We start from the raw sequence: 9,920 nt of genomic DNA on the forward strand, positions 1-9,920 counted from the left end.
AGGGGAGCGCTGGAATATGGCGACACAGTCGATCGAAGGCCGGGCTGGCGGAAAACGCGTGACGTGGGTCGTCGTCCTGATCGCGCTGTCGGTGCTCCTCAACTATGTCGATCGCGGCGCGATCGGCGTCGCAGCGCCGCTGATGAAGGAAGAGCTGGGGCTGTCGGCGACGGGATTCGGCTTCGCGGTTTCGGCCTTCTTCTGGGTCTATGCGCCCGCCTGCCTGTTCGTCGGCTGGCTCTGCGACCGTTTTTGCGTTTACCGCGTCTTTGCACTGGGGGTCGCGATCTGGGCGATCAGCACCGCGCTGACCGGTTTCGCGGGCGGGCTGATATCGCTGATTGTCCTGCGGCTGTTCCTCGGGCTGGGCGAGAGCATCGCTTTTCCGGGTAGCAGCAAGATTTTCGCCGCCGAGGTGCCGATCGAACGGCGCGGCATCGCGAATGCATCGGTTTCCGCGGCCATCGCCTTTGGCCCGGCAATTGGCGTGCTCGCTGGCGGCGCGATCCTCGGCGAATGGGGGTGGCGACCGGTTTTCTGGATTTTCGGCGCCGTGACGCTGCTGTGGCTTATTCCCTGGCAATTCGCCGCGGCATCGATGCGGGCACGCGCACAAGCGGCTCCGGCGAGCGAGAGGGTTTCGATCCGCCGCCTGCTCCGCGTGCCGGCGCTGTGGAAGATGAGCGTCGTCCATTTCCTGTCTAACTACGGCTTTTACTTCCTGCTCGCCTGGCTGCCGCTCTACCTCGTCAATACGCGCGGTTATTCGATCGGCGAAATGACCGTGCTCACGACGCTGAGCTTCACGACGCAAGGTGTCGTCGCGCTCGCGGGCGGCTGGCTGTCCGACCGGATGGTCGCGAAGGGCGCCAATGAAGGCGAGGTTCGCCGCTGGCTGATGGTCGCGGGGCAGTTCGCCATCGGCACGGCGATCGCCGGCATCGCGATCGCCGACGGCTATGCGATGCTCGCGGTGTGGCTGGCGGTCGCGGGCTTCGGCGCCGGGCTGATCGCCACGAACATCTTCGCCGTCGGCCAGATTTTCGCGGGGCCACGCGCGGCGGGCAGCTGGATCGGGGTGCAGAATGCGCTCGGCAATATTTCGGGCATCGTCGGGCCGATCGTCACGGGACTGATCGTCGATTATCTCGGCGGCTATGGCTATGCCTTTGCGACGGCGGCCGCGCTATCGATGCTGGGGGCTTTACTGTGGTGGAAGATGATCCCCGAAATCCGTACGGTCGATCTTTAAGCCACTTGTTCGAGGTCGAGTAGAAACCGCTTCGCCTCGAGCCCGCCGGCAAAGCCGGTCAACTTTCCGGTCGACCCGACGACGCGGTGGCACGGCGCGATGATCGAAATGGGATTGCGGCCGTTGGCGGCACCCACCGCGCGCGAAGCTCCGGGGGCGCCGAGCTGATCCGCGATCTCGCCATAGCTGCGCGTCTCGCCGAACGGGATTGCGAGCAAGGCGGCCCAGACGCGCTTCTGGAAATCGGTCCCGGCGAAGGACAGGGGCACGTCGAAGGTGCGGCGTTCGCCGGCGAAATATTGCGCGAGCTGCCGCTCGGTTTCGAGCAATATCGGATGGTCCGCCTTTTCGCGCAACGCACCGAGCCGAACCCGATCGGGCTTGTCATCATCCCACAGGATGGCGGCCAGGCCGTGGTCGTCGGCGACGAGGGTCAATTCGCCGACCGGCGACCAGATGGTTTTGGAAAAATAGGTCACGGGATCGTTCCTTTGGATGTCATTCGCTGTCGCACTTTGATGCTGAAATTCATATGGCGGAGGCTGCACAGCGATGCGTCCCGAATCTTGCGCCCAACATCGATGGAAAGTTTGACATGACCCCCACCGCCACCATCCTTCTCCTCGGCTCGGGCGAACTCGGGCGCGAGTTCGTGATTTCGGCGAAGCGGCTCGGATGCCGCGTGATCGCGTGCGACAGCTATGAAGGCGCGCCCGCGATGCAGGTCGCCGACGGATATGAAGTGTTTTCGATGCTCGACGGCGACGCGCTTCGCGCCACGATCGAAAAGCATCGGCCCGACCATATTGTGCCCGAGGTCGAGGCGATCCGCACCGAAATCCTCGCCGAAGTCGAAGTCGAGGGTTTCCATGTTGTCCCCTCGGCGCGCGCGGCGCAACTAACGATGAACCGCGACGCGATCCGCGACCTCGCGGCGAGCGAACTCGGCCTCAAAACCTCGACCTTTGAATATGCGACGAGCCGCGAAGAGCTGGCCGCGGCGGCGGCACGCATCGGCTTTCCGCTCGTCGTCAAACCCGTCATGTCGTCGTCGGGCAAGGGCCAGAGCACGGTCAAGGACGCGAGCGGCATCGACGCCGCGTGGGACTATGCCGCGGCGGGGATGCGCGGCGACCGGCTGCGCGTGATTGCCGAGGCCTTTATCGATTTCGATTACGAGATCACCTTGCTCACCGTTCGTCACAAGGATGGCGTCAGCTTCTGTCCGCCGATCGGCCACCGGCAGGAACGCGGCGATTATCGCGAAAGCTGGCAGCCCGCCGCGATGTCCGACGCCGCGCTCGTCGCAGCGCAGGAGATGGCGACCAAGGTCGTCGATTCGCTCGGCGGCCATGGCATCTTCGGCGTCGAATATTTCGTGAAGGGCGACGAGGTGATCTTTTCGGAACTCAGCCCGCGCCCGCACGACACGGGCATGGTGACGCTGATCTCGCAGCCGCTCTCCGAATTCGACCTCCACGCGCGCGCGATCCTCGGACTGCCGATTCCTGCCATTGCCGTTCCCGATGCGAGCGCGAGTGCGGTCCTGCTCGCCGACCGCGACGCCGCGGATTTCGCGATCACCGGTCTCGCCGACGCGCTGACGTCGCCAAATGCCGAAACGTCGATCGACGCGCGCATCTTTGGCAAGCCCGTCACGCGCCCCTATCGCCGCATGGGGGTCGCGCTGGCGAAGGTTGTCGGCGGAACCACCGACGATGCGCGCGCCGCGGCGGTCGTGGCGGCGGCAAAGCTCCGGATCGAATATCGCTAAAGCCAAGGGACTAACATGATGGATCATCGCGTCCGCCGCCTTGGCACCGCCGACATCGCCACGATGCGCGCGCTCAACGCGCTCTATGCCGAGGCATTCGGGGACGCGCCAACCTATCGCTGTGACCGCCCCGACGACGAATGGCTCGCGCGTCAGCTCGGCAAGGATGCGATCATCGTCCTCGTCGCCGAAACCGACGGCCGCATCGTCGGCGGTCTCACCGCCTATGAACTCCCCAAGCTCGAACAGGCGCGCAGCGAAATCTATCTCTACGACCTCGCGGTAGACGAAGCCCATCGCCGCCGCGGCATCGCCATCGCGCTGATCGCGGAGCTGCAGCATATCGCCACGACCACGGGCGCGTGGGCGGTCTTCGTCCAGGCCGACTATGGTGACGATCCGGCGGTCGCGCTCTACACCAAGCTCGGCGCGCGCGAGGATGTGATGCATTTCGACCTGCCACCTCGACCGCGCCCTTAGGCCGCGCTACATCCCCGCCATGTCCGAGAAGAATCATCTCTATCTGGTCGATGGCTCCAGCTACATCTTCCGCGCCTATCACCGTCTGCCGCCGCTGACGAACCCCAAGGGGGTGCCTGTCGGTGCGGTCTATGGCTACACGACGATGCTGTGGAAGCTCGCCAAGGATCTGCACGACGCCGATGGGCCGACGCATCTTGCGGTGATCCTCGATCATAGCAGCCAGTCGTTCCGCAACGAGATCTACGATCAATATAAGGCGAACCGCCCCGAGCCGCCCGAGGATCTGCGCCCGCAATTCCCGCTGATCCGCGACGCGACGCGCGCTTTCTCGCTGCCGTGCATCGAAATGGCGGGTTTCGAGGCCGACGATCTGATCGCGAGCTATACCGAGGCTGCGGTCGCCGCGGGCTGGGACGTGACGATCGTCAGCAGCGACAAGGATTTGATGCAGTTGATCCGCGAGCCAGCCGAGGGCCCGCAGGTCGACATGCTCGACACGATGAAGAATGTCCGCCTCGGGCTGGAGGCGGTCGACGAGAAGTTCGGCGTCGTACCCGACCTCGTCGGCGACGTGCTCGCGCTGATGGGCGACAGCGTCGACAATGTCCCCGGCGTCCGCGGCGTCGGGCCGAAGACGGCGACCAAGCTGATCCAGGAATATGGCGACCTGATCGGCGCACTCGACGGTGCCGAAACGATGAAGGCGTCGAAGCTGCGCGACAATCTGATCGAGCATCGCGCGATGGCCGAACTGTCGCGCGTCTTGGTCGAACTCAAGCGCGACATTCCGCTGATCGACGCGCTGGATGATCTGAAGCTGGGTTCGATCCCGCCCGAACCGCTCAAGCTCTTCCTCGACGAGCATGGTTTCCGTTCGCTATCGGCGAAGCTCGACCTTGGCGCGACGCCGGGCGGGCCGCCGACCTTCCCGCGCGCGAACGCCGCGCCCGTTGTCGCGCCCGCCGGGCCGTCGACGCCGACGCTGCCCGCCATGCCGCCCATCGACCGGTCCGCCTATGAATGCGTCACGACGGTCGAGGCGCTCGACCGCTGGATCGCCGAAGCGCGCGCCGCGCATGTCGTCGGGGTCGACACCGAAACCGCGAGCCTCGATAGCGTCACCGGCCGCCTCGTCGGCGTCAGCATGGCGACCGCGCCGGGCCGCGCCTGTTATATCCCGCTCGGCCACGGCGGCACCGACATGTTCGCCGAAAAGCCCGAGCAGATCGCAATGGATGTCGCGATCGGGCGCCTCCACGCGCTGTTCGCCGACGACGCGGTGCTGAAGGTCGGGCACAACCTCAAATATGACATCGGCGTGCTCGCGCAGCACGGGGTCACCATCGCGCCCTATGACGACACGCTGGTGATGAGCTTTGCGCTCGACGCGGGCAAGCATCAGCACGGGCTCGATGAACTGGCGAAGCTCCACCTCGACCACACCTGCCTGACCTTCAAGGAAATGTGCGGCACCGGCAAATCGCAGATCAGCTTTGCCGAAGTGCAACTCGACCGCGCAACCGAATATGCCGCCGAAGATGCCGACGTCGCGCTGCGCCTGTGGAAATTGCTCAAGCTGCGCCTGCCGATCGAGGGCGGCACCCGCGTCTACGAGATGGTCGACCGCCCGCTCGCCTCGATCGTCGAAGGGATGGAGCGCGCCGGCATCATGGTCGACCGCGAATATCTTGCCAGATTGTCGGGTGAGTTCGCGACCGAAATGCTGCGTATCGAGGGCGAGATTCACGCCCTCGCCGGCCAGCCCTTCGCGATCGGCAGCCCCAAGCAGCTCGGCGAGATCCTCTTCGACAAGCTTGGCCTGAAAGGCGGGCGCAAGGGCAAGTCGGGCGACTGGTCGACCGATCAGAGCGAGCTCGAACGATTGGAACGCGACGGCGTACCGATTGCGCGCAAGATACTGGAGTGGCGCCAGCTTGCGAAGCTGAAGTCGACCTATACCGACGCGCTGCAGCAGCAGATCAACGTCACGACCGGGCGCGTCCATACGAGCTACAGCCTTGTCGGCGCGCAGACGGGGCGGCTGTCGTCGACCGACCCGAACCTGCAGAATATCCCGATCCGCACCGAGACCGGGCGCCAGATTCGCGATGCCTTCATCGCGGCGCCCGGCCATGTGCTGATCGCAGCCGACTATAGCCAGATCGAACTGCGGCTCGCGGCGCATATGGCCGACGTCCCCGAACTCAAGGAAGCCTTTGCCCGCGGCGACGACATTCACAGCGCAACCGCGATCGAATTGTTCGGCGAGGTCAACCGCGACACGCGCGGCAAGGCAAAGACGGTCAACTTCTCGATCCTCTATGGCATTTCGCGCTGGGGTCTTGCGGGCCGGCTCGAAGTTACGCCCGACGAGGCGCAGGCGCTGATCGCGCGTTATTTCGAGCGCTTCCCCGGCATTTCGGACTATATCACCGACACGCTCGAAGGCGTCCGCGCGAAAGGCTATACCGAGACGTTGTTCGGCCGCAAAACCTGGTTCCCGCGCATCAAGGCGGCGAACCAGAACGAACGCGCGGGCAGCGAGCGCGCCGCGATCAACGCGCCGATCCAGGGCACCAGCGCCGACCTGATCAAGCGCGCGATGGCGCGGATGCCGAAAGCGCTCGCCGACGCCGGGCTCTCCGACGTCAAGATGCTGCTGCAGGTCCACGACGAACTCGTGTTCGAGGCGCCCGAGGACAAGGCCGATGCCGCGGGCGCAGTGATCCGCGCAGTGATGTCGGGCGCCGCCGAACCCGCGCTCAAACTCTCGGTCCCGCTCGAAGTCGAGGTCGGCACCGGCAAGAGTTGGGGCGAAGCGCATTGATCGCCGCGCTGCTGTTCGTTGCGGCGCTCGCCGCCGATCCCGCCCCCGCGCCTCCCGAAGCCGCCGTCGCTTCAGCGCCCGCGCGCCCGTCGCCGATTGCCGACACCGACCTGCGCGAATTCGCCGCGATAGCGGGGCGCAAGGTCGTCGGCCGTGCGGTCGGCGGACCCTATGCGAACGCCGACAAGGTGTTGCTGATCGCACGCGACGACAAAGGCTATCCGGTCGTCGCCGCCAGCATCGGCTTTCCGGTGCGCAAGTCGCTTCCGGCACCCCCCGCGACGACGCTTGCGGTCATCCGCATTCACCAGCGGTACGAAACCACCCTCCCCGGCCCCACCCCCGATGACCTTGCGTTCGTCGCCGCGAACAAGCTGCCCCTGTTCGTGATCGGCGAATGGGCGCGCCCGGCGCCGATGTGGGAGGTTGCCTGGGTCGACGACGCGGTACGCTATCGCGCAGTCGGCGATGTGGGCGAAATCGGTCCCTGGCAGGACTGATCGTCGCACACACGCGGCACACCGACCACCCTGCCCTTTCGCAAACGCGACTTTGCCTCTATGACGCCGCGATGACATCCGGCCGGCACTTTTGTGACAGCCGGCAATAAAGGGTCCTCATGAGCAAGTTCGAACCCGTCGCCAAGGCGCCGGTCCGCATCCAGCAGAATATCCTCGCGCGCAGCGAACGCCGTCTTCTCAACTGGCTGTGCGCGCGCCTTCCGGGCTGGGTCACCCCCGATCAGCTCACCACGCTCGGCTTTGCCGGCGCGGTGCTCGTCGCGGCGGGTTATGTGCTCAGCTGGTTCGACAGCGAATGGCTCGGCCTCTCGCTCCTTGGCTATATCGTCAACTGGTTCGGCGATTCGCTTGACGGCAGCCTAGCGCGCTGGCGCGGTATCGAGCGCCCCAACTATGGCTATTTCGTCGACCATAGCGTCGACGCGCTCGCGACATTGCTGATGATCAGCGCGATCGGGATGAGTCCCTATATGCGGCTCGACGTCGCGCTGATGGCGGTGATCGGCTATTTCCTGCTGTCGATCCACACCTTCATCGCGGCCAAGGTCGTCGGCGAATTCCGCCTGTCCTATATGGCGGGCGGCCCGACCGAACTGCGCCTGATGCTGATGGCGATGACGATTTCGATGCCGATCATCGGTGGCGGCGACATCCACGGCACCAATTTTTCGGCCTTCGACCTGTTCGCGCTTGTCGTCTCGAGCATCCTCGTGACGCTGTTCATCGTCCAGACGTCGGCCACTGCACGAATGCTCCGCCGCCGCGGCGGCTAACGGATTTAGGGGCGTACGCGCGCCTGCGCATAGGTGCCGAGAAGGCGCAACGACTTGGTCTGGAAGTCCAGCTCCTCGAGCGCGCGGTCGATCCGTTCCTCGCCCGGCGCACCGACGATATCGGCATAAAATTGCGTCGCGGCGAAGCTGTCGCCCGTCTGATAGCTTTCGAGCTTGGTCATGTTGACGCCGTTAGTCGCAAAGCCGCCGAGCGCCTTGTAGAGCGCGGCGGGGACATTCTTCACCTCGAACATGAACGTGGTCATCACCGGGCCTTCGATCGCAGCGCGGTCGGCCAGCGGTTCGCGCGCGAGGATGACGAAGCGCGTCGTGTTGTGATCGGCGTCCTCCATCCCCGTGCCGTGGAGCGTCAGCCCGTAGAGTTCGGCGGCGTGCGGCGGCGCGAGCGCGGCGAGGCCGACCTCGTCGCTGTCGGCGACCCACGCGGCGGCACCAGCGGTATCGCTGTGCGCGACCGGGGCGATGTTGTTGGCGCGCAGCCAGTGGCGGCATTGGCCGAGCGCCTGCTCATGGCTCATCGCGCGCGTCACCGGGCCAAGGTCCCGGCTCATCAGGCCGTATCGGATCGGCAGGAAATGCTCGCCGACGATCGACAAACCGGATTCGGGCAGCAGGAAGTGGATGTCGGCCACGCGGCCGTGCAGGCTGTTTTCGATCGGGATGATCGCGCGGTCGACGCGGCCGTCGCGCACCGCATCGATCGCGTCCTGAAACGCATAGCAGGGCAGCGGCAGCGAATTCGGGTCATATTCGCGTGCAGCAAGGTCGCTGTTCGCACCCGGCGCGCCCTGAAACGCCAGCCCGCGCGCGGGTTCGGCGAGCGCCGCTGTGCGCATTTCGTCGACCAGATGCTGTGCCGAAGCCGAATAACTGCCCATGATTGCCTTCCCAAGCTGGAGCGGCGGCGCATAGCCGCCCGGCCGCGAGCACGCAACCGGCGCTCGCGCTGTTCCCCCGGGCGATTTCATCCCCTTGCGCCGCCGTCGTCGCACCAGTAAGGGAGCGTCCAAATCAAATATGCGCCCGGCAAGCGGGCGTCCGTAAACGGGGCTGCTAGAGCATGGACAATCGCAACAATACTATTGCCGGCTGGGTGCTGTTTGCCGGCATTTGCGCGCTGGGCCTAACCGTCGGGTCGAGCATGTTGTTCGCCAGCCACAATCCCGAAAAGCCCGGTTATCCGATCGAAGACGCCGAAGCCGGCGCTGGTGGCGGCGAATCGGCCGTGCCGCTCGCTAACCTGCTCGCCGCCGCCGATCCGGCGAAGGGCGAAGCGGTGTTCGCGAAATGCGCCGCGTGCCATACGGTCGCTTCGGGCGGCGCCAACGGCATCGGCCCGAATCTGTTCGGCACGATGGGCGAAGAAATCGGCCATGGTAAGCATGGCTTCGCTTTCTCGACCGCGCTCGCCGGAATGGGCGGCAGCTGGGACTTCGAAAAGATGAACGCGTGGCTGTCCAGCCCGCGCAAATTTGCCCCGGGCACCAAAATGTCCTTCGCGGGCCTGTCGAGCGCCGAAGATCGCGCCAATCTGATCGTGTATCTGAATGCGCAGGGCTCGAACCTGCCGCTGCCTGCCGCCGAAGCGGCCCCCGCTATGGCGGAGGGCGCAGCCGCTGCACCGGCTGAAGATACCGCAGCCGCTCCGGCAGCCGGCGCCCCCGCCGCTGCAACCCCCGCTCCGGCCGAAGCCAAGAAATAATGCGGCTCGCGCCCGTCCTGCTGGCGGGCGCGCTGGCGCTCGCCGGTTGCGGCAAAAGCGAAACGCCGGCCGAAGCCCCGGCGACCGGCGAACCCGGCGTCGAGGCACCGATGGTCGAACCCACTGCAGCGATGGGCGAACAGGTCTTCCGGCGCTGCGTCGCGTGCCACACGGTCGACAAGGGCGGCGCGAACGGCATCGGCCCCAATCTGCACGGCGTCGTTGGCCGCGGCGTCGCGGCGCACCCCGTTTTCGCCTATTCGGGCGCAATGAAGGCCAAGGGCGGCGTCTGGGACGACGCGGCGCTCGACGCCTATCTCAAGCAACCGATGATGGCCGTACCGGGGACGCGTATGGCGTTCGCCGGCATTCCCGATGAAGCCGATCGCAAGGCGCTGATCCTGTATCTGGAAGAACAGTCGAAATAGCTTCGATCCTCCCTGTCGCGAAGCGATGGGGAGGTGGCAGCGGCGCAGCCGATGACGGAGGGGGCTAATGGCGCGATGTCGCGGCCCCTCCACCACCGCTTAGCGGCGGTCCCCCTCCCCATCGCTTCGCGACAGGGAG

The 9,920-nt window shown here is 65.7% G+C and carries 10 protein-coding genes; 8 read left to right on the top strand and 2 right to left on the bottom strand.

Features of this window, described 5'->3' with window-relative positions:
* Positions 1–16 precede the first annotated feature (16 nt).
* Positions 17–1,252: an MFS transporter gene (locus tag ACREBX_RS11800; RefSeq protein ID WP_431561938.1), complete on the top strand. Its 1,236-nt coding sequence runs from the start codon at positions 17–19 to the stop codon at positions 1,250–1,252.
* Here ACREBX_RS11800 and ACREBX_RS11805 read toward each other — a convergent pair.
* Positions 1,249–1,731: a methylated-DNA--[protein]-cysteine S-methyltransferase gene (locus tag ACREBX_RS11805; protein ID WP_431561939.1), complete on the bottom strand. Its 483-nt coding sequence runs from the start codon at positions 1,729–1,731 to the stop codon at positions 1,249–1,251. The genes ACREBX_RS11800 and ACREBX_RS11805 overlap by 4 nt on opposite strands.
* A 116-nt stretch (positions 1,732–1,847) precedes the next feature.
* Here ACREBX_RS11805 and purT point away from each other — a divergent pair, with 116 nt between their 5' ends.
* From purT to ACREBX_RS11830, 5 genes are all read left to right on the top strand, one after another.
* The gene (gene purT / locus ACREBX_RS11810; RefSeq protein ID WP_431561940.1) at positions 1,848–3,026 is read left to right on the top strand and encodes a formate-dependent phosphoribosylglycinamide formyltransferase; all 1,179 of its coding nucleotides are present in this window, start codon (positions 1,848–1,850) and stop codon (positions 3,024–3,026) included.
* A gap of 15 nt (positions 3,027–3,041) precedes the next feature.
* Positions 3,042–3,506, top strand: a complete 465-nt coding sequence (locus ACREBX_RS11815) for an AAC(3)-I family aminoglycoside N-acetyltransferase (RefSeq protein ID WP_431561941.1) — start codon at positions 3,042–3,044, stop codon at positions 3,504–3,506.
* 19 nt (positions 3,507–3,525) lie between these two features.
* Positions 3,526–6,336, top strand: coding sequence for a DNA polymerase I (gene polA / locus ACREBX_RS11820; protein ID WP_431561942.1), 2,811 nt, complete (start codon positions 3,526–3,528; stop codon positions 6,334–6,336).
* Positions 6,333–6,836, top strand: a complete 504-nt coding sequence (locus tag ACREBX_RS11825) for a hypothetical protein (RefSeq protein WP_431561943.1) — start codon at positions 6,333–6,335, stop codon at positions 6,834–6,836. The genes polA and ACREBX_RS11825 overlap by 4 nt, the downstream gene beginning before the upstream one ends.
* Before the next feature lie 119 nt (positions 6,837–6,955).
* Positions 6,956–7,630, top strand: coding sequence for a CDP-alcohol phosphatidyltransferase family protein (locus ACREBX_RS11830; RefSeq protein WP_431561944.1), 675 nt, complete (start codon positions 6,956–6,958; stop codon positions 7,628–7,630).
* 5 nt (positions 7,631–7,635) lie between these two features.
* Here ACREBX_RS11830 and ACREBX_RS11835 read toward each other — a convergent pair whose 3' ends face one another.
* Positions 7,636–8,529 (bottom strand): prephenate dehydratase, encoded by an 894-nt coding sequence (locus ACREBX_RS11835; protein WP_431561945.1) that lies wholly within the window; start codon positions 8,527–8,529, stop codon positions 7,636–7,638.
* A gap of 182 nt (positions 8,530–8,711) precedes the next feature.
* Between ACREBX_RS11835 and ACREBX_RS11840 the strand changes: the two genes are divergently transcribed.
* A complete protein-coding gene (locus ACREBX_RS11840) occupies positions 8,712–9,353 on the top strand; it encodes a c-type cytochrome (protein ID WP_431561946.1) in 642 nt (213 codons plus the stop codon).
* Positions 9,353–9,781 carry a c-type cytochrome gene (locus tag ACREBX_RS11845; RefSeq protein ID WP_431561947.1) on the top strand — a complete coding sequence of 143 codons (429 nt, stop codon included), beginning with the start codon at positions 9,353–9,355 and terminating at the stop codon, positions 9,779–9,781. Before ACREBX_RS11840 ends, ACREBX_RS11845 begins: the two co-directional genes overlap by 1 nt.
* The last annotated feature ends 139 nt before the right edge of the window (positions 9,782–9,920 follow it).

Source organism: Sphingopyxis sp. (assembly GCF_050725655.1).
GTDB lineage: Bacteria > Pseudomonadota > Alphaproteobacteria > Sphingomonadales > Sphingomonadaceae > Sphingopyxis.

Bases quoted from the DNA above. Each gene is read 5' to 3' on its own strand.
- ACREBX_RS11800 (WP_431561938.1), top strand. From the start codon at position 17: ATGGCGACACAGTCGATCGAAGGCCGGGCTGGCGGAAAACGCGTGACG.
- purT (WP_431561940.1), top strand. From the start codon at position 1,848: ATGACCCCCACCGCCACCATCCTTCTCCTCGGCTCGGGCGAACTCGGG.
- ACREBX_RS11815 (WP_431561941.1), top strand. From the start codon at position 3,042: ATGATGGATCATCGCGTCCGCCGCCTTGGCACCGCCGACATCGCCACG.
- polA (WP_431561942.1), top strand. From the start codon at position 3,526: ATGTCCGAGAAGAATCATCTCTATCTGGTCGATGGCTCCAGCTACATC.
- ACREBX_RS11830 (WP_431561944.1), top strand. From the start codon at position 6,956: ATGAGCAAGTTCGAACCCGTCGCCAAGGCGCCGGTCCGCATCCAGCAG.
- ACREBX_RS11835 (WP_431561945.1), bottom strand. From the start codon at position 8,529: ATGGGCAGTTATTCGGCTTCGGCACAGCATCTGGTCGACGAAATGCGC.
- ACREBX_RS11840 (WP_431561946.1), top strand. From the start codon at position 8,712: ATGGACAATCGCAACAATACTATTGCCGGCTGGGTGCTGTTTGCCGGC.
- ACREBX_RS11845 (WP_431561947.1), top strand. From the start codon at position 9,353: ATGCGGCTCGCGCCCGTCCTGCTGGCGGGCGCGCTGGCGCTCGCCGGT.